The organism is Ideonella sp. FW305-24 (genome assembly GCF_058788035.1).
In genome coordinates, this window is record NZ_JBYTAI010000001.1 from 552,358 (window position 1) to 570,085 (window position 17,728).

General features: G+C 67.6%; 15 protein-coding genes. 6 read left to right on the plus strand and 9 right to left on the minus strand.

Going from position 1 to position 17,728, the window contains the following annotated elements:
• Nucleotides 1–73: 73 nt before the first annotated feature.
• From AC3WR5_RS02445 to AC3WR5_RS02460, 4 genes are all read right to left on the minus strand, one after another.
• A complete protein-coding gene (locus AC3WR5_RS02445) occupies nucleotides 74–3,745 on the minus strand; it encodes a hydantoinase B/oxoprolinase family protein (RefSeq protein ID WP_492481570.1) in 3,672 nt (1,223 codons plus the stop codon).
• Between the two features lie 67 nt (nucleotides 3,746–3,812).
• On the minus strand, nucleotides 3,813–5,102 hold the full coding sequence (locus tag AC3WR5_RS02450) for an MFS transporter (RefSeq protein ID WP_492481572.1): 1,290 nt from the start codon (nucleotides 5,100–5,102) through the stop codon (nucleotides 3,813–3,815).
• Between the two features lie 190 nt (nucleotides 5,103–5,292).
• A complete protein-coding gene (locus AC3WR5_RS02455) occupies nucleotides 5,293–6,132 on the minus strand; it encodes a putative hydro-lyase (protein WP_492481574.1) in 840 nt (279 codons plus the stop codon).
• Between the two features lie 183 nt (nucleotides 6,133–6,315).
• Nucleotides 6,316–7,224: a LysR family transcriptional regulator gene (locus AC3WR5_RS02460; RefSeq protein ID WP_492481576.1), complete on the minus strand. Its 909-nt coding sequence runs from the start codon at nucleotides 7,222–7,224 to the stop codon at nucleotides 6,316–6,318.
• Nucleotides 7,225–7,316: 92 nt separating this feature from the next.
• On the opposite strand from AC3WR5_RS02460, the gene AC3WR5_RS02465 reads away from it, so the two are divergent.
• The 3 genes from AC3WR5_RS02465 to AC3WR5_RS02475 all read left to right on the plus strand — a co-directional run bounded on the left by AC3WR5_RS02465 (nucleotide 7,317) and on the right by AC3WR5_RS02475 (nucleotide 9,326).
• The gene (locus tag AC3WR5_RS02465) at nucleotides 7,317–7,844 is read left to right on the plus strand and encodes a GbsR/MarR family transcriptional regulator (RefSeq protein WP_141288908.1); all 528 of its coding nucleotides are present in this window, start codon (nucleotides 7,317–7,319) and stop codon (nucleotides 7,842–7,844) included.
• Between the two features lie 87 nt (nucleotides 7,845–7,931).
• The gene (locus tag AC3WR5_RS02470; protein WP_492481578.1) at nucleotides 7,932–8,423 is read left to right on the plus strand and encodes a thiol-disulfide oxidoreductase DCC family protein; all 492 of its coding nucleotides are present in this window, start codon (nucleotides 7,932–7,934) and stop codon (nucleotides 8,421–8,423) included.
• A 3-nt stretch (nucleotides 8,424–8,426) separates the two neighbouring features.
• On the plus strand, nucleotides 8,427–9,326 hold the full coding sequence (locus AC3WR5_RS02475) for an NAD-dependent epimerase/dehydratase family protein (RefSeq protein WP_492481580.1): 900 nt from the start codon (nucleotides 8,427–8,429) through the stop codon (nucleotides 9,324–9,326).
• 125 nt (nucleotides 9,327–9,451) lie between these two features.
• Here the strand turns inward: AC3WR5_RS02475 and AC3WR5_RS02480 are convergent, their stop codons facing one another.
• Both AC3WR5_RS02480 and AC3WR5_RS02485 read right to left on the minus strand, forming a co-directional pair.
• A complete protein-coding gene (locus AC3WR5_RS02480; protein WP_492481582.1) occupies nucleotides 9,452–10,468 on the minus strand; it encodes an NAD-dependent epimerase/dehydratase family protein in 1,017 nt (338 codons plus the stop codon).
• A 16-nt stretch (nucleotides 10,469–10,484) separates the two neighbouring features.
• Nucleotides 10,485–11,177: a hypothetical protein gene (locus AC3WR5_RS02485; RefSeq protein WP_492481583.1), complete on the minus strand. Its 693-nt coding sequence runs from the start codon at nucleotides 11,175–11,177 to the stop codon at nucleotides 10,485–10,487.
• Between the two features lie 124 nt (nucleotides 11,178–11,301).
• On the opposite strand from AC3WR5_RS02485, the gene AC3WR5_RS02490 reads away from it, so the two are divergent.
• From AC3WR5_RS02490 to AC3WR5_RS02500, 3 genes are read left to right on the plus strand one after another with little or no spacing between them, the layout of a single operon-like run.
• Nucleotides 11,302–12,234 (plus strand): aminotransferase class IV, encoded by a 933-nt coding sequence (locus tag AC3WR5_RS02490; RefSeq protein WP_141287219.1) that lies wholly within the window; start codon nucleotides 11,302–11,304, stop codon nucleotides 12,232–12,234.
• Nucleotides 12,231–12,980, plus strand: coding sequence for a sulfotransferase-like domain-containing protein (locus AC3WR5_RS02495; protein ID WP_492481586.1), 750 nt, complete (start codon nucleotides 12,231–12,233; stop codon nucleotides 12,978–12,980). The genes AC3WR5_RS02490 and AC3WR5_RS02495 overlap by 4 nt, the downstream gene beginning before the upstream one ends.
• A gap of 43 nt (nucleotides 12,981–13,023) precedes the next feature.
• The gene (locus AC3WR5_RS02500; RefSeq protein WP_231012247.1) at nucleotides 13,024–14,172 is read left to right on the plus strand and encodes a Bug family tripartite tricarboxylate transporter substrate binding protein; all 1,149 of its coding nucleotides are present in this window, start codon (nucleotides 13,024–13,026) and stop codon (nucleotides 14,170–14,172) included.
• A 16-nt stretch (nucleotides 14,173–14,188) separates the two neighbouring features.
• On the opposite strand, the gene AC3WR5_RS02505 is transcribed toward AC3WR5_RS02500, so the two are convergent.
• From AC3WR5_RS02505 to sbcB, 3 genes are all read right to left on the minus strand, one after another.
• On the minus strand, nucleotides 14,189–15,310 hold the full coding sequence (locus AC3WR5_RS02505) for a beta-ketoacyl-ACP synthase III (protein WP_492481588.1): 1,122 nt from the start codon (nucleotides 15,308–15,310) through the stop codon (nucleotides 14,189–14,191).
• A gap of 112 nt (nucleotides 15,311–15,422) precedes the next feature.
• Nucleotides 15,423–16,160, minus strand: coding sequence for a DUF6781 family protein (locus tag AC3WR5_RS02510; RefSeq protein ID WP_492481590.1), 738 nt, complete (start codon nucleotides 16,158–16,160; stop codon nucleotides 15,423–15,425).
• A gap of 84 nt (nucleotides 16,161–16,244) precedes the next feature.
• Nucleotides 16,245–17,687: an exodeoxyribonuclease I gene (sbcB, locus tag AC3WR5_RS02515; protein ID WP_492481592.1), complete on the minus strand. Its 1,443-nt coding sequence runs from the start codon at nucleotides 17,685–17,687 to the stop codon at nucleotides 16,245–16,247.
• Nucleotides 17,688–17,728 lie beyond the last annotated feature (41 nt).

Here is a 17,728-nt window from a genome sequence, read left to right on the forward strand (position 1 = left end):
GTCCATCATCAGCCGCCCAGCCCCTTCGGGCCATCCGTAAGCGCCCTATTCCGGGGCCATCGGCGGCATCAATTCACGCTTGGCCCGCTGCCTTTGCTTGGCGGCTGGCTTGGCCATGCCCGCCACCGCCCGGCGTGCGGATCACAAACACATCGCCCACGCCCATCTCCACCTGCCCGATGTGGCCCAGCACCTCCGTGCGCCCGTCGGCCCGCTGCACGAAATTCTCCCCCACCGCGCCAGGCTGGCCACCAGCCATGCCAAACGCGCCATGCGTGCGGCCATTGCTGAGGATGGACGCCGTCATCGGCTGCAGGAAGCGGACGCGGCGCTCGCCACCATCGCCGCCGTTCCACTGGCCGGTGCCCCCGGTGCCGGAGCGGATCTCGTAGGCATCCAGCCGAACCGGGAAGCGGAATTCCAGCACTTCGGGGTCGGTCAGCCGCGAGTTGGTCATGTGGGTCTGGACCACGCTGGTGCCGGCGAAACCCGGCCCCGCGCCGGAACCGCCGGAGATGGTCTCGTAGTATTGGTGCTCGTCGTCGCCGAAGGTGAAGTTGTTCATCGTGCAGGGGCTGGCGGCCATCACGCCCAGCGCACCGTACAGCGCATTGGTGACGCACTGCGAGGTCTCCACGTTGCCGGCCACCACGGCAGCCGGGAAGCGCGGGTTCAGCAGGCAGCCCTCGGGCACGATGACTTCGATGGGTTTCAGGCAACCGGCGTTCAGCGGAATGGCGTCGTCCACCAGCGTGCGGAACACATAGAGCACGGCAGCCATGGTGATGGACCTGGGCGCGTTGAAGTTGTTGGGCTGCTGCGCGCTGGTGCCGGTGAAGTCGACCCGGGCCGAGCGCTGCTTCGCATCCACCGTCACCGCCACCCGGATCTCGGCGCCGTTGTCCATCGGCAGCGTGAACGATCCGGGCTTCAAGGCGGTGATCACGCGGCGGACCGATTCCTCGGCGTTGTCCTGCACATGCTGCATGTAGGCCAGCACCGTCTCGCGGCCGTACTGCGCCACCATCGCCTTCAGCTCCTGCACGCCCTTCTCGTTGGCCGCGATCTGCGCCCGCAGGTCGGCCAGGTTCTGCGCCGGGTTGCGGCTGGGGTACGGGCCGGACTGCAGCAGCGCGACCAGCTCGGCCTCGCGCAGCCGGCCGCGTTCGACCAGCTGGAAATTGTCGATCAGCACGCCCTCTTCCTCGATGCTTTGCGAGAACGGCGGCATCGAGCCCGGCGTGGTGCCGCCGATGTCGGCATGATGACCGCGCGAGGCAACGTAGAAGCTGGGCTTCACGTCGGCTTCGGCCAGGTACACCGGCGTGACGACAGTGATGTCGGGAAGATGGGTTCCGCCATGGTACGGGTCGTTCAGCACGTACACGTCGCCCGGCCGCATCTCGGGGTTACGCTCGACCACCGAGCGGATCGACTCGCTCATCGAACCCAGGTGCACCGGCATGTGCGGCGCGTTGGCAATCAGCTGGCCTTGCGGGTCGAACAGCGCGCAGGAAAAGTCCAGCCGCTCCTTGATGTTGACCGAGTAGGCGGTGTTCTGCAGCCGCAGGCCCATCTGCTCGGCAATGTTCATGAACAGGTTGTTGAAGACCTCCAGCATCACCGGATCGGCCACGGTGCCAGCCGCACGCAGGGCAGCACGCGGGCGAATGCGCTGGATCAGCAGCTCGCCCTGGGCGCTGAGGCTGGCCTGCCAGCCAGGGTCGATCACCGTGGTGGCGTTTTTCTCGGCGATCACCGCCGGGCCGGTGACCAGCGCGCCAGCGGCCAGCGTTTCGCGCTGGTGCAGTTCGGCCTCGCGCCAGCCGGCGGGCCGCTCGTCTGCCAGGCAGTACATGCGGATGCGGGCGCGCGGCGCGGGCTGGTGCGCCACGGCCATCGCGGCGGCGGGTGCACTTTCTGGCCGCTCGCCTGCAGCCAGGCATTCAACGCTGACGGACTCGATGACCAGCGTGCGGTCCGGCATCAGGAAGGCGTAGCGCTGGCGGTAGCCGCGCTCGAACTCGGCGCGGATCGCGGCAATGGCGGCTTCGCTGCCGACGTGCGCGGCCAGCGTGCAAGGCAGCGTCGTGTCGGTGCCCTGGTAGCGCACCTGCACGCGCGCCACGGCCTGCACGGCTTCAGCTGCCACGCCTTGCGTGACCAGCTCCTGCGCGGCCTGCTCGCGCAGTCGCTCGGCAAGCGCGCGGGCCTGCGCCAGACCGGCAGCGTCCAGCGCCTGCTCCAGCGAGGCTTCGCGCATCGCGATCTGGTCGGCCAGGCCCATGCCGTAGGCACTGAGCACGCCGGCGAACGGATGCGCGAGGATGCGCGTCATGCCCAGTGCATCGGCCACCAGGCAGGCGGCCTGGCCTCCGGCGCCGCCAAAGCATTGCAGCGTGTAGCTGGTCACGTCGTAGCCGCGCGCCACCGAAATGCGCTTGATGGCATTGGCCATCGCGCCGACGGCGATCTGCAGCGCGCCGGCCGCGGCCTGCTCGGCGCTGACGACCTGGCCTGTCGCGCCAGTCATCGCGGCGGCCATTTCGGCAAACCGCTGCTGCACGACCTCGCGGTCCAGCGCCTGGTTGGCCTTGGGGCCGAACACGCGCGGGAAGAACTCGGGCTGGATGCGGCCCAGCATCACGTTGGCATCGGTCGTGGCCAGCGGGCCGCCGCGGCGGTAGCTGGCCGGGCCGGGGTTGGCACCGGCGGACTCCGGACCGACGCGCAGCCGTGCGCCGTCGAAGCGAATCACCGAGCCGCCACCGGCCGCCACCGTGTGGATGCTCATCATCGGCGCGCGCATGCGCACGCCGGCCACCTCGGTGTCGAAGGCACGCTCGAACTCGCCGGCGAAGTGGCTCACATCGGTGGACGTGCCGCCCATGTCGAAGCCGATGACTTTCTCGTGGCCCGCGGCCAGCGCAGTGCGCACCATGCCGACGATGCCGCCGGCCGGGCCCGAGAGGATCGCGTCCTTGCCCTGGAAGCGGTGCGCCTCCGTGAGGCCACCGGAGCTTTGCATGAAGAACAGCCGCACACCCGGCATCTGCCCCGCGACCTGCTCCACGTAGCGGCGCAGGATGGGGCTGAGGTAGGCGTCGACCACCGTCGTGTCGCCGCGTGGCACCAGCTTCATCAGCGGGCTGACTTCGTGCGAAGCCGAGACCTGTGTGAAGCCGATCTCGCGCGCCAGCGCCTGCGCGGCCTGCTCGTGGGCCGGGGAACGGTAGCCGTGCAGGAAGACGATGGCGCAGGCGCGCAGGCCGCTGTCGAAGGCGGCCTGCAGTTTCGGGCGCAGTGCGGCGAGGTCCAGCGGCTGCAGCAGTTGCCCTTGCGCGCCCACCCGCTCGTCGGCTTCGATGACCTGCTCGTACAGCAGCTCGGGCAGCTGGATGTGGCGGTCGAACAGCTTGGGCCTGGCCTGGCTGGCAATGCGCAGCGCGTCGCGGAAGCCGCGTGTGGTGACCAGCAGCGTGCGGTCACCCTTGCGCTCCAGCAGCGCATTGGTGGCCACCGTCGTGCCCATCTTCACGCATTCGACACGCTCGGGCGTGATCAGCTCACCAGGCTGCAGGCCCAGCAGGCGGCGAATGCCTTCGACCGCGGCGTCCCGGTATTGCTCGGGGTTCTCGGAGAGCAGCTTGAGCGTGTGCAGCGTGCCGTCCGGCGCGCGGCCAACCAGGTCGGTGAAGGTGCCGCCACGGTCGATCCAGAACTGCCAGCGGTCGGAGGAGGTCAAGTTTTCAGTCATGTCTTGTTCGGGACCGCCTGCGCGGCCCGCCAGGGAATGCAATGGGCGTTGGCGATCAAGCAGCCAGACGATTGGCACGCGGCGCGTCGGCGGACCCGTCCTTCGGCGCTTCGCTGCCCGCAGAAAGCTCGCGTCCACGGGTCTCGGGCAGCACCAGCGCGGCAAGGATCACCAGCGCGTAGCAGCCCGCTGCCATCCAGCCCAGGATCTGGCCCAGCGGCATGCTGCTGCTGAGCTGGCCGATCAGGGCCGGGCAGATGGCGCCGATGGCGCGGCCCACGTTGTAAGTAAAGCCCTGGCCGGAGCCGCGCACGTCGCTGGGGAACAGCTCGGACAGGAAGGCGCCCATGCCGGAAAAGATGCCTGAGAGGAAGAAGCCCAGCGGGAAGCCCAGCACCAGCATCAGCCCGTCGGTGATGGGGATCTGGGTGTAGCTCAGCACCAGCACGGCACCCATCGCGGCGAACAGCATGAAGCAGCGGCGGCGGCCAATGGCGTCGCTCAGCCAGGCACTGGTAAGGTAGCCGGCAAACGAGCCGCCGATCAGCACCAGCAGGTAGGTGCTGGTGCCCAGCACCGAGAGGTGGCGCTCGGTCTTCAGGAAGGTCGGCAGCCAGGTGGTGACCGAGTAGTAGGCGCCCTGCATGCCGGTGGCCAGCAGGCTGGCCAGCACGGTGGTGCGCAGCAGCGAGGGATGGAAGATGCGCAGGAAGTTGGCGCGGTCACCGGTGCTGCGGCGGCGGGCCTGCTCGGCGCGGTAGACCGCCGGCTCGTCCAGGTTGCGGCGGATGTAGAGGATCAGCAGCGCGGGAATGATGCCGATCCAGAACAGCAGCTTCCAGGCGGTTTCCGGCGGCAGCACCGAGTACAGGCCCCAGAAGGCCAGCGCCGAGGCGGCCCAGCCCACCGCCCAGCTGCTTTGCACCAGCCCGGCGGCCTTGCCGCGGTGCTTGGCCGAGATGGTTTCGGCAATCAGCACCGAGCCCACGGCCCATTCGCCGCCCATGCCGAAGCCCTGCATGGCGCGGGTGAAGAAGAGCTGGCCGAAGGACGAGGTGAAGCCGCTGAGGAAGGTGAAGCTGGCGAACCACAGCACCGTCCACTGCAGCACGCGCACGCGGCCGTAGCGGTCGGCCAGCACGCCTGCGGCCCAGCCGCCCACGGCGGAAGTGAGCAGCGCGCCGGTGGCGATATAGCCGGCCTCGGCCTTGCTCATGCCCCAGGCCGCGAGCAGCGTGGGGATGAGGAAGGTGTAGATCATGTAATCGAAGCCGTCAACGCCGTAACCGGCGAAGGTGGCAACGAGGGTGCGCCGCTCGGCGGCGCTGGTGTGCTTGAGCCACATGGTTGGGGTCCTGCCTGTATGTGGAGATGCGTGGGTGGGGCGGGATTGCGGCGCGTGACATCCCGCCGCGGCCCTGGCCAGACCGCCGCGGGGGGACAACACCTGCCACTTCGGGCACGGCCGGCAGCCCAGGGGTGCCGGCAAGAGAAAAGAGAGACCTGAATTTGGCCTACTGCAGCCTGACTGCGGCCTAACTGCGGCCGAGCTGTTGGTTGAGCCTGTCGGTCACCAGCATGTGGCCGGGCGCATGGGTGATGCAGAACGCGGGCTTGGCTGCGGCGATGGCCGCCTGCGGCGTGACGCCGCAGGCCCAGAAGACCGGCAGCTCGTCGCTGCGGATCTCGACGGCGTCGCCATAGTCTGGCTGCATGATGTCGCGGATGCCGATCAGGGCCGGGTCGCCCAGGTGCACCGGCGCGCCGTGCACTTCGGGCGTGCGGGTGGTGATCTGCACCGCGCGGATCGCATCGGCGGCTTTCAGTGGCCGCATCGTGACCACCATCGGCCCATGGAAGACGCCGGCGGCACGCGTCGGGATGTTGGTGCGGTACATGGCCACGTTGCGGCCCTCGTCCACATGGCGCAGGCGCATGCCGTCGGCCAGCAGCGCGTGCTCGAACGAGAACGAACAGCCCAGCGCGAAGGTCACCAGATCCTTGCGCCACAGGCCGTGCAGGTCGGTAGGCTCGGCCACCAGCTCGCCATGGCGCCACACGCGGTAGCGCGGCACATCGGTGCGCAGGTCCAGGTCTTCGGCCAGATCCGGCAGCGTCCACTCGCCAGGTTCGGACACGCCCAGCAGCGGGCAGGGCTTGGGGTTGCGCTGGCAGTAGCGCAGGAAGTCGCCGGCCAGTTCGGCCGGCAGGATGGCGAGGTTGACCTGCACGTACTCGGCGGCGAGTCCGCTGGTGTGGCCCAGGAAGCCGCCGCTGCGGGCAGCCAGGCGCACGTCGCGCCCGGTGGAAGCCGCGGACAGGCCGAGGTCGGCCGGGGTCATGGCAGAGAAGGAAGCGGCGGTGCTCGCGTTCATGGGCAACTCCTGGTGCTTGCTGGCTGCAGGCCCAAAAGACCTGCGAATGCGGCGCATTGTGAAAGTCCGGTGACCGGGCTTCCAACGAGAAATTTCCCGTTGGCCTCATCGAATTTTTGAATGATGAATCCTGGTGCAAACCCCGTTGCCAGCGGGCACCGTCACGGTGAACGGAAAGCGCGATCAGGCTGCGGGCTCGACTGGCGCTGTTGCGCTGCCTTGCGACAGGTAGGCCTGCGCCGAGTCCAGCACCGACTCGGTCAGCGAAGACGTTGGGTCCTCGCGGTAGCTGGCGTGGATGGGCAGCGGCGCCAGCGTGGCGTCGGCCAACAGGCAGCGCAGCGGTGCCCGGCGTGCCAGTTGCAGCGCCGCGCTCTCCGGCAGGGTGGCAATGCCGAAGCCACCTTCGACCAGTTGCACCATGGCCGAGATCGACGAGATCGCGTGCACCCGCGGCAGCGGCGCGCCGTGGCGCTGGAACAGCTCCAGCAGCGCCTGGTGCGGCTGTGAGCCGCGCTGGAAAGTCAGCAGCTCGATGCAGGACAGGTCCAGCAGGCTGTAGCGCGGCTTGGTGTGCTGCTCGGCATGGCCCACAAAGACCATGGGCATGGGTGGCAGCGGGCGCGTGCGCACCGACGCATCGGTCGCCGGAATGGCTGCAAACACCAGGTCCTGCGCGCCGCGGCGCACCTGGTCCACCAACACCGGCGAGGTTTCCACCGTGAGTTCCAGCGCGAAATCGGGGTGGGTGCGGCGCATCTGCTGCAGCCAGCCGGTCAGCCAGCTGTGCACCACCGATTCGATGGCGCCGATGCGCAGCGCCACCGGCCGGCTGGCGTGGTTGCCCATCTCCTCCTTGAGCTGGCGCTGCACGTCCAGCAGGCGGATGGCCAGCACGTGGAAGCGCTGGCCGGCAATCGTCAGGCGGAACTGCTTGTCGCGCCGGTCCACCAGCACCACGCCCAGTTCCTCTTCCAGTGCCGAGATGCGCGAGGACAGCGCCGACTGCGTGACGTGCAGCTTCTCGGCCGCACGCGTCACGCTCTTCAGCGACACCGCCCAATGGAAGGCCTCCACGAAACGCAAGTTCATGGGAAGCCGATTATGGGCGGCTGTCACACAACACATTCACCGCCTTAATTTCTGTATTGACAGAAATACAAGAAGAAACCTAGCATGCAGCCATGGAACTCACCGACACCGCCCGCCGCTTCATCGTGCACTGGGGCGAGATGGGCAGCAACTGGGGCGTGAACCGCAGCGTTTCGCAGATCCACGCCCTGCTCTACTTCCATGGCCGGCCGCTGCATGCCGAGGAGATCTCGGAGACGCTGAGCATTGCGCGCTCCAACGTCAGCACCAGCCTGAAGGAACTGCTGAACTGGAACCTCGTGCGAACCACCCACGTGCTGGGCGACCGGCGCGACTATTTCGAGACCTCGCTCGACGTGTGGGAGCTGTTCCGCACCATCGTGCGCGAGCGCAAGGAACGCGAGTTCGACCCGACCGTGCGCCTGCTGAAGGAGCTGCAGGCCCAGCCCGGCTTCGAGCAGGAACCGGCCGACGCGCAGGACCGCGTGCGCGAAACGCTGCGCTTCATGGAAACGCTGGGGCTGTGGTCCGACGAGATGCTGCGGCTCTCGCCCACCACGCTGGAGAAGGTGCTGAAGCTCGGCGCCAGTGTGCAGCGCTTCGTGCGTGGGGACAGCTGAACGGGTTGTCGCAACAAGGCGATGGGCAGTCCCCCTTTTTTTGAGCCTAAATTTCTGTTTATACTGAAATTTCAAACGGAGAAGATGATGAGAGTGCATCCCCTGCACCATGACGCTGGTGCCTATCCGCTAACGCTCTACTACGAGTCGGCCTGCCCGCTGTGCAACGGCGAGATGCGCAACCTGATGCTGCGCAACCGCGACGGGCTGCTGCGCTTTGTCGACGTCAGCGCGCCGGGCTTCGTGCCGCCTGCAGGCGGGCCAACCCTGGCCGACATGCTGACGCTGATGCGCGGCCAGCGAGCCGACGGCACGTGGCTGACCGGCGTGGCCGTGTTCCGCCTGGCCTATGTAGCGGCCGGCCTGCCCCGGGTGTCGCAACTGCTGAACCAGCCGCTGCTGGGCCGGCTGGCCGAGCGGGCCTATCCGTGGATCGCCAGGCACCGCCGCGCACTGCCGCACTGGATCAGCCACGCGCTGTTCGAAACCACGCTGCGCAGGGCGGCGGAACGCGCCGCGAACGACACCTCGCGCTGCCACGCAGGGCATTGCGACATTCACACCCACACGGAGCGCTGAGCCATGCGAGTGCTGCTTTGTGGCGCCACCGGTTTCATCGGCCGGCACATCGCCCGCGCGCTGCGGGATCACGGCCATCAGGTGCTGGCTGCGAGCCGGAGCGGTCAGGCAGCGGGCGGCCAGGAGCCCCTGGCCGTGAACTTCATGGCGATGACCCAGCCAAGCGACTGGCTGCCACTGCTGACCGGTGTGGACGCTGTGATCAACGCCGTGGGCGTGCTGCGCGACAGCCGCCGGCAGCCCATGCAGTTGCTGCACACGCAAGCACCGCAGGCGCTGTTTCAGGCCTGCGCAGATGCTGGCGTGCGGCGGGTGCTGCAGGTCTCCGCGCTGGGCATTGAAGGCCAGGACTCGTCCTATGCCCTCACCAAGGCCGAGGCGGACAACACGCTGCTGGCGCTGACCGAGCGCGGTGAGCTGGACGGCGCGGTGCTGCGGCCCAGCGTGGTGTTCGGCCGCGGCGGTGCAGGCAGCGAGTTGTTCGTCAAGATGTCCCGACTGCGCTGGCTGGCACTGCCGCCCGAAGGCCGGCGCACCTTGATTCAGCCGGTGGCCGTCTCGGACCTGGCCAATGCCTGCGCGCAGTTGCTTGGGCCAGCCTCGGCGACCCGCGGCTTGCTGGTCTGCACGGGACCGCAGGCGCTCAGCCTCGAAGCCTTGCTGGCCTCGCTGCGGCAGCAACGCGGCGACAAGCCCGCGCGGGTCAGCACCATGCCGGCGGCGCTGGCTCGCGGCAGCGCCTGGGCAGGCGACCTGCTGCCCTGCACACCCTGGGGCCGGCAGACGCTGGGCCTGCTGCAGCGGGACAACACCGCAAGCGTTGCCGAAGCGGCGCAGTTCGCTGCCGTGCTGGGCCACGCAGCCTGCCCGCCGGACCAACTGCTGGCGCGCACATGGTCATGAGATCCCACCGGTCCATGAGCCGTTGCCTGGACGTCCGCTGGCACTGCATTGGCAACAGGCCAGGCTGTGGGAATGGCTGGGCTATCCGGCCTTCGTCGCGATGCTCGCAACCTTCTGGCTGATGGTCACGAAGCCTGGGCTGTGGTGAGTCGGCTCAGCAGTTCGCGTTCGCGCTCGAGTGGCAGGCCGGTCTTCGGAAAACCTTGCTGCTCGGCCGGCAAGGCGCGCCACCAGGCCAGCGTGTCGGCCACCGTCTCCCCCAGCGGGCGGCAGCGCAGGCCAGCGTCATGGGCGCGCAGGGTGTTGTTGCGCTGGAAGGCCGCGTAGCCAGGGTCCTCTCCCAGCCACAAGGGCATCTGGTCCCAGGGCGATACCTGCTGCGCCAGCAGCCAGGCGGACGAGGCCCAGCAGACCTGTGGCCGGGTGCCGGCAGCCTCCACGCAATGCTGCAGCAGGTCGCCAAACTGATGCACGCGGGGCAGCGTGGCCACGTTGAAAGCACCGGACTCGCCTTGCGCCACAGCATGCAGCACAAAGGCCGCCAAGTCCCGGGCGTCGATGAACTGCAGTTCGTCTTCGGGATGACCCGGCGCCAGCAGCGGTTCGCCATCCGCCGCACTGGCAACCCGCGCCGGCCACCAGGTGAAGCGGCCGGTGTGGTCGTGCGGGCCGACGACCAAGCCAGGGCGGATCAGCAGCACCTGCTCGCCGAAGACCTGCCGCACCGCCTGCTCGCAGGCTGCTTTCAGCGGGCCGTAGGTGTCGCCGTCGACCACGGTGGTGTCCGGATCTCTCAGCACGCCCAGCGGTGAGTCCTCACTATTGGGCTGCCGGAAGTCGGCATAGGCAGAGACGCTGGAGATGAAGACGTAGCGGTCAACACGGCCCTTCAAGGCCTGCGCCATCGCGGCGACCTCACCGGGCAGGTAGCCGCAGCAGTCGACCACCGCGTCCCAACGCCCGGCAGCCAGCGCGGAAAGACCGCCGCGACGGTCGCCCCGGATTGACTCGGCACCTGGCAAAGGCTCGCCGCTCTGGCCCCGGTTGAACAGCGTGACGCCATGACCCGCCGCCAGCGCCGCCTCGGCCAGGTGGCGCCCGACGAAGCGGGTGCCGCCGATGATCAGCAGGCGTTGCGGCATGGCGGGCTTCGCTGTCTTACTTGCCGGCGCGGATGGCCTTCTCGTCGCTCTCGCGGTAGTTGCGGCCACCGCAGCGGGTCTTCCATGAGCTCAGGTCGGCGTCATAGTTCGCCGCGGCCACATCCATGTCGTGATTGCGGGTGTTCCACTGGTCGGTCTTGGCCTGGAACTGCTGGAACTGGCTGTCGAGCTTGTTCTTGTCTTCATCGACGCTGGCCTGGAACACCTTGCCGGCTTCGTTCAGCTCGTCGGAGGTCTTCTGGATTTCCTTGCCCTCACGCTCCAGCACTTGTTGGCGGCGGTCGATGTTCTCGCCCTTCTTCGCCGCGGCGTTCAGCGCGTCCATCTTCTGGTTGAAGGCTTCCACCTTGGCAGAGTGTGCGGCCACGCGAGCATTCATGTCGGCCGCGTTCTGGTTGACACGGGCAGCCAATGCATCGCGCTGCTGCTTCATGGCCTCGTTCTCGGTTTCAAGCTGCTTGCGCTCGGCGTCCAGCGCGGTGCGCTTGGTGCCCAGGTCAATGCTCGCGGCCTTGATGCTGTCCTGCTCCTTGAAGCAGGCGCGCAGCTCTTCGCGGCTCATCACCGACGCTTTGGCATTCGCATTGCCAAGGCTTTGCAGCTTGTCTTGCGCCGCGGCGAGGCTGGCGACCAGGGCCAGCAACAGACCAGCGGCGCCGGCGAGAGAGTGCTTTTGGAACGAGTGCATTCGATAACCTTTGCTGTCATGGCCGGCGATGACCGGCCCCAAAAACCGCCCTTGGTGGGACGGCCAGCCCGAGATGATGCCACTGCCGCTAGACTGGCTGATCACCCGGGAACCCTGACGAAACATGTCGCAAAGCATTCACGACTTCCACGACGACCCGCGCAATGCGGACATCCGCATCTGGATCAACGGCCAGCTCAAGTCGCGCGCCGACGCCACGGTGTCGGTTTTCGACAGTGGCTTCGTGCTCGGCGATGGTGTGTGGGAAGGCCTGCGCGTGGTGCAGGGGCATCCGGTGTTCCTGGATGCACACCTGGCGCGGCTGTGGGAAGGTGCCAAGGCCATCATGCTGGACATCGGCATGAGCAAGGCCGAACTGAGGCAGGCCGTCTACGACACGCTGAAGGCCAACCAGATGCACGACGGCGTGCACATCCGGCTGATGGTCAGCCGCGGTGTGAAGCGCACGCCATACCAGGACCCGCGTGTCACCGTGGGCCCGGCCACCATCGTGATCCTGCCGGAATTCAAGCTGGCCAAGCCGGAGACGGTCAACGCCGGGCTGAAGCTGTTCACGGTGCACGTGCGCCGCGGCTACCCGGACGTGCTGGATCCCAAGCTCAACAGCCACAGCAAGCTCAACTGCATCACGGCCTGCATCCAGGCCACCGCCGCAGGTGCCGATGAAGCGCTGATGCTGGACCCGCACGGCTTTGTGGCGACCTGCAACTCCACGCACTTCTTCATCGTGCGTGGCGGCGAAGTGTGGACCAGCAGCGGCGACTATTGCCTGGGCGGCATCACGCGCAGCAACGTGATCCAGGTCTGCCGCGAGGCCGGCATCCCGGTGTTCGAGAAGAACTTCAGCCTGACCCAGGTCTACAGCGCCGAAGAGGCCTTCTGCACTGGCACCTTTGCTGGCGTGGTGCCGGTGCGCGAGGTGGACGGCCGCGCAATGGAAGGTGGGCTGCCGGGACCCATGGTACTGCGGCTGCAAGCGCTGTACAAGGCGCTGGTGGCCCGCGACGTGGCAGCGCAAGAAGGCTCATGGGCATGAACGCCGGAGCACCGCTGCGCGTGGCCATGTGGAGCGGCCCGCGCAACATTTCCACCGCGATGATGCGGGCCTGGGAAAACCGCGGTGACTGCGCCGTCAGCGACGAGCCGCTGTACGCCGCCTACCTGGCTGCGACGGGCCTGGACCACCCGGGCCGCGACGACATCATTGCCGACGGCGACATCGACGCAGCGCGCGTGGCGCGGGCCCTGAGCGAAGGCCCGGCACCTGGCGCTCAGCCGGTCTGGTACCAGAAGCACATGAGCCACCACCTGCTGCCAGGCATGGCGACGGACTGGGTGCACAAGCTGCACAACGTGCTGCTGATCCGCGACCCGGCGCAGGTCGTGGAGAGCTATCTGAAGAGCCGCGCCACCGTGGCCCCGGCCGACATCGGCCTGCTGCAGCAAGCCGCGCTATTCGACGAACTGGCGCAGCGCAGCGGCCAGGCGCCGATGGTGATAGCCGCAGACGACTTCCTGCAGGCGCCCGAGGCCTACCTGAAAGCGGTCTGCACCGCGCTGGGCATTGCCTTCACGCCGCGCATGCTCAGTTGGCCCGCAGGTCGGCGGGACAGCGACGGCATCTGGGCGCCCCACTGGTACGACGCCGTCTGGGCGTCGACCGGCTTTGAGGCCTGGCGCCCTCGCTCGCCCCAGTTGCAAGGTGCGGCCCTGGCCGTGGCCGAGGCCTGTCGCCCGGCTTACGCCTTGCTGCACCAGCATCGCCTCCGGATCAGCGCCTGACAAGCTGCCCTGACGTCTTCGAGAAGGCGGCAGGATGCCACGCATGTTCGCCACCAAACCTTGGTGGCGAATGCGAGCGATGTTAGATTGGCCGCCGAATCGCGCTGCAGACTTGGCTAAAAGACGATTAGACGATTCGCATTCGAGACCCACGGAGACAACACAAGTGATACGTTGCAGTTCATTGCTGGCGACCTGGTTGGGCTTGACCATGTCATTGCTGGGCGCACATTCTGCGCACGCGCAGGCATCGGAATGGCCGACCAAGCCCCTCAAGCTGGTCGTCCCGTTCCCGCCCGGCGGCACCAGCGATTTCATGGGCCGGCTGATCGCCGGCAAGCTCGCCGTGGCACTGAAGCAGCCCGTCAACGTGGAAAACATCGCCGGCGGCGGCGGCGTCACCGGCACCTTGAAGGCGCTGTCGCAACCCGCCGACGGCTACACGCTGATTCAAAGCGGCATTGGCCAGAACGCCGTGGCGCACGGCATGGATGCGCAGGTCGGCTATGACTCCATCAAGGACTTCACGCACCTGACGCAGGTTCATTCCGGTGCGAATGTGCTGGTCGCCAGCCCCAAGTCACCGTTCAAGACACTGGCCGAGCTGATCGCCTACGGCAAGGCCAATCCCGGCAAGCTCAGCTACGGCTTCACACACGCATCTTCCGGCCACGTGGCCATGGAACTGCTCAAGCAGTCGCTGAGCGTCTGCCTGGGCAATGCCCAAGGTGGCCGGGACTGCAAGGGCCTCTCCATCGTTGGCGTGCCCTACAAAGGCGGCGGGCCGTTGGTCGCTGCGCTGCTGGAAGGCCAGGTGCCGATGGCATTCATCAACCAGGATTCGGCCTATCCCCTGGTGAAAGAGGGCAAGCTCCAGGCCCTGGCAGTCACCAGCACTTCGCGCAATTCGCTGTTCCCCAACGTGCCGGCGATCAGCGAAAAGGAGATTCCGGGATTCGTGGCAATGTCTTGGTCCGGCATTTCGGTGTCCAGCAAGACACCCGCCCCCATCGCCGCACGGCTGGAAGCCGAACTGGTGAAGATCATGCAGTCACCGGACACCAGGCAACAGCTGGAGTCCAAAGGCTTTGTGATCCCGGACCAGGGCTCGCACAGCTACGCGAACTTCGTTGACCGCGAAGTCAGCCGGTGGGGCCGCGTGATACGCATCGCGGGCATCAAGCCCGAGTGACCGGGCAGCGCTGCCCTCAGCGCTTCTTGACGATCACGCTGCCGATCGAATAACCGGCACCGAACGAGCAGATCACGCCCAGGTCGCCCTTGGCCAGGTCGCCGTGGTGGCGGTGGAAGGCGATCACCGAACCGGCCGATGCGGTGTTGGCGAATTCGTCCAGGATCAGCGGCGCGATGTCGGCATTGCCGTCGCTGCCGAGCAGCTTCTTGATCACCAGCTGGTTCATGCCCTGGTTGGCCTGGTGCAGCCAGAAGCGGCGCACCTGCGTGGGCTCGACCCGCAGCGTGTGCAGGTGCTTCTCGATGTGCGCCGCGGCCATCGGCACCACTTCCTTGAAGACCTTTCGGCCCTCCTGGTAGAAGGTCTTGTCGCGGCCCAGCGGGTCGTTGTCTTCGGCGCGGTTCATGAAGCCGAAGTTGTTGCGGATGTTGCTGGAGAACTCGGTCGCCAGCTTGGTGCCGAGGATCTCCCACTGCTCGCTGCTGGTGGCCGTGTCGGCAGCTTCGATGATCACCGCGGTGCAGACGTCGCCGAAGATGAAATGGCAGTCACGGTCGCGCCATTCCAGGTGCGCCGAAGTGATTTCGGGGTTGACCACCAGCACGCACCTGGCGGTGCCGGCCTTGACGGCGTTGACCGCCTGTTCGATGGCGAAGGTGGCCGACGAGCAGGCGACGTTCATGTCGAAGCCGTAGCCCCCCGCGCCAATCGCCTGCTGGATCTCGACCGCCATCGCCGGGTAGGCGCGCTGCATGTTGGCCGCTGCGCACAGCACCGCGTCCACGTCCGCGCCGGTCTTGCCGGCGGCGGCCAGCGCCTGCTTCGCGGCGTCCACCGCGATCTCCGCCATCAGCGACAGCTGCTCGTCAGCGCGGGCCTCGAAGCGCGGGTACATGCGCGTCGGGTCCAGCACGCCGGCCTTGTCGATCACATAGCGCTGCTTGATGCCCGAGGCCTTCTCGATGAACTCCACGCTGGAGTGGGTGATGGCCGCGCGGGTGCCGGCGGCGATTGCGTCGGCATGCTGCTCGTTTTGCAGCGCAGCATAGGCGTTGAAAGCCTCCACCAGCTCGGCGTTGGTGATCACGTGCGGCGGCTGGTAAAGGCCGGTGCCGCTGATGACGACTCGGGTCATGGCGCAAATATCCGTGAAAAGTGAAAAAGCCCGCTGCGCGGCAGACGGGCTTCCTGGAGGTCGACCGCGGATTTTAGGGCGGGTGGTACACAGGGCCTGCCGGCCCAGGGGTTCAAGTGGCTTTGCGGCGTGAGGATTTGGCTGCGGGCGCGGCAGGTGCAGCAGTGGGCGGCGGTGGTGAACCGGCGCTGCCGCCCTGGCGCAAGGCGTCGGACATGCCCATCAGCACGCCGCTGACCAGCGCGGTGTAGCTCTGCGCCAACGCCTGCGCGGCCTTCAGGCCGGCGGCCCGGGTGTCGCGCATGGCCGTCTGCATCTTCTCCAGTTGCGCGGTCACGCCGTTGACGGTCGCCTGCGCATGCGCGCCGGCCTGGCTGCCGTCCTGCTTGAAGTGAGACAGCGCCTGCTCCCATGGGCCGGACAGCGTGCCACCGGCGGCGTCCGCCGCCTTGCGCACCGCACCGAACATGGTGTCTTCCAGCTGCTCCAGATCGCCCAGCGCCTTCTTGAGCTGCTTGTCCTGCAGGCCCACGCCCTGGCCAGCCAGGCTGCTGAGCGCCACCTGGTGGGCCTCGACGGCCTTCAGCAGCGCATCGTCCATGCCGGCCAGCGCCGAGCCCAGCATGGCCTCGGCATCGACCTCCGGCAGGCCGCGGCCGGCGGTGCCGGCACTGGCGGCCTGGGTGACCGACTTCAGCACCGAGCGGATGTTCTTCAGGCTCATCTCACGGCCCTGCAAGGCCTTCAAGGTGGCCGTGTGCACGGCGTCGCGCAGCTGCGCGGTCTGGCGCGCGCTGGTGGTCGAGAACATCTCGATCAGGGCGTCCTGGTCAATGCCGGACTTGAGCATGGGCACTCCGCAAGGTGGTTGGGTTGACGGCGACGATACGCGCGTCCCGCATGCTTCGGCCCAGGGGCTTGCCCGAAGCCATGATCACATCTCTGGAGCGATCTGCTCGACGTATTCGGACAAGGCGTCGAGGATGGCGGTCGCCTTCTCGTCACCCTTCTCGGCAGCCGCAGCGCCCAGCACGTCCAGCTTCTCCAGGTAGGCGTCGATGCTCATCGCGCCGCCCTCGCCTTCGTGCAGGCGCGCAGCGCGGTACTGCTCCCAGCGTTCGTGTTCTTCGGCACTCAGGCTGTCCAGGAAATTCCGGGCGCGGTAGCGGAACAGCAACTCACCGAGGCGGCCGTCGTCGAAGCTGGCACGCGGCAAGGCGGGATCGTCGGGCTTCAACTTGCGCAGGCGGTCCAGCCGGGTGCGGTCCTGCGGGCCGACGAAGCCGCCGTAGAGGTCTTCGTCCACGTCAGGCGTGCGCTCGGCGGGCGGGCGGGCGAACACCTCGTCCCACAGGCCACCGAGCTTGGCGCTGTTTTCGGCGCAAGCCTGGGCGTGCTGCAGCGCAAGGTTCATGTCGAAGCCCCAGCGTTCGGCCATCGCGGGCGAGAGCGTCTTCAGGTTACCGATGACCACCGGCGACTTGTTGATGTGGATGGTCTTGATCGGCAGCCGCGTCACGCCTTCGGGCAGCGCGTCGGCCTTGGAGAACATGCGCTCGCGAATGGCCGCGGCGTTCAGCGTGAACAGCTCGGACGGATCGACCGCCAGGTCCCAGACGATCAGCTCGTTCTTGTTGACCGGGTGCGGCGCCAGCGGCCAGACGGCGGCGATGCAGCCACGCTCCGGGCCGTACATGCCGGAGATGTGCAGGAACGGCCTTCCAACGCCAATCTCCGCCCACACAGCATCCTTCTTGCGCAGCTTCAGGCAGAAGTCCCACAGCCGCGGCTGGGCCTGGCGGATCAACCGGGCCAGGCCGATGGTGGCGCGCACGTCCGACAGCGCATCGTGCGCCGCCTCGTGCAGCAGGCGGTTGGCGGCGCTCAGGTGCTCCAGCTTGAACGACGGGCGGCCGTCCTCGTGCTTCGGCCATTCAATGCCTTCGGGTCGCAGCGCGTACATGCAGCGCACGGTGTCCAGCAGGTCCCAGCGGCCACAGTCGTTCTTGTACTCGCGGGCATACGGATCCATCAGGTTGCGCCAGAACAGGTGGCGCGTGACCTCGTCGTCGAAGCGGATGGAGTTGTAGCCCACGCCCACCGTGCCGGGCTTGGCCAGTTGCTGTTCGATGGTGGCGGCGAAGCGATGCTCGGGCACGCCCTGTTCGAGGCACAGCTGCGGCAGGATGCCGGTCAGCAGGCAGGACTCGGGGTCCGGCAGGTAGTCCGGCGCCGGCTGGCAATACACCATCACCGGCTCGCCGATCTCGTTCAGGTCCGCATCGGTGCGCACACCGGCGAACTGCGACGGCCGGTCATGGCGCGGCACACGGCCGAAGGTCTCGTAGTCGTGCCAGAAGAAACTGAAATCGCTCATGTCGGCACGATACCGCAGGGCGCGGCCAGCGCCGGGCCGCC

What these genes read in the sequence shown, in the direction of transcription:
- AC3WR5_RS02505 (WP_492481588.1), bottom strand. Translation starts at nt 15,310, where the DNA reads ATGACCCGAGTCGTCATCAGCGGCACCGGCCTTTACCAGCCGCCGCAC.
- AC3WR5_RS02460 (WP_492481576.1), bottom strand. Translation starts at nt 7,224, where the DNA reads ATGAACTTGCGTTTCGTGGAGGCCTTCCATTGGGCGGTGTCGCTGAAG.
- AC3WR5_RS02455 (WP_492481574.1), bottom strand. Translation starts at nt 6,132, where the DNA reads ATGAACGCGAGCACCGCCGCTTCCTTCTCTGCCATGACCCCGGCCGAC.
- AC3WR5_RS02465 (WP_141288908.1), top strand. Translation starts at nt 7,317, where the DNA reads ATGGAACTCACCGACACCGCCCGCCGCTTCATCGTGCACTGGGGCGAG.
- AC3WR5_RS02470 (WP_492481578.1), top strand. Translation starts at nt 7,932, where the DNA reads ATGAGAGTGCATCCCCTGCACCATGACGCTGGTGCCTATCCGCTAACG.
- AC3WR5_RS02450 (WP_492481572.1), bottom strand. Translation starts at nt 5,102, where the DNA reads ATGTGGCTCAAGCACACCAGCGCCGCCGAGCGGCGCACCCTCGTTGCC.
- AC3WR5_RS02485 (WP_492481583.1), bottom strand. Translation starts at nt 11,177, where the DNA reads ATGCACTCGTTCCAAAAGCACTCTCTCGCCGGCGCCGCTGGTCTGTTG.
- AC3WR5_RS02480 (WP_492481582.1), bottom strand. Translation starts at nt 10,468, where the DNA reads ATGCCGCAACGCCTGCTGATCATCGGCGGCACCCGCTTCGTCGGGCGC.
- AC3WR5_RS02500 (WP_231012247.1), top strand. Translation starts at nt 13,024, where the DNA reads ATGTTCGCCACCAAACCTTGGTGGCGAATGCGAGCGATGTTAGATTGG.
- AC3WR5_RS02510 (WP_492481590.1), bottom strand. Translation starts at nt 16,160, where the DNA reads ATGCTCAAGTCCGGCATTGACCAGGACGCCCTGATCGAGATGTTCTCG.
- AC3WR5_RS02495 (WP_492481586.1), top strand. Translation starts at nt 12,231, where the DNA reads ATGAACGCCGGAGCACCGCTGCGCGTGGCCATGTGGAGCGGCCCGCGC.
- AC3WR5_RS02490 (WP_141287219.1), top strand. Translation starts at nt 11,302, where the DNA reads ATGTCGCAAAGCATTCACGACTTCCACGACGACCCGCGCAATGCGGAC.
- sbcB (WP_492481592.1), bottom strand. Translation starts at nt 17,687, where the DNA reads ATGAGCGATTTCAGTTTCTTCTGGCACGACTACGAGACCTTCGGCCGT.
- AC3WR5_RS02475 (WP_492481580.1), top strand. Translation starts at nt 8,427, where the DNA reads ATGCGAGTGCTGCTTTGTGGCGCCACCGGTTTCATCGGCCGGCACATC.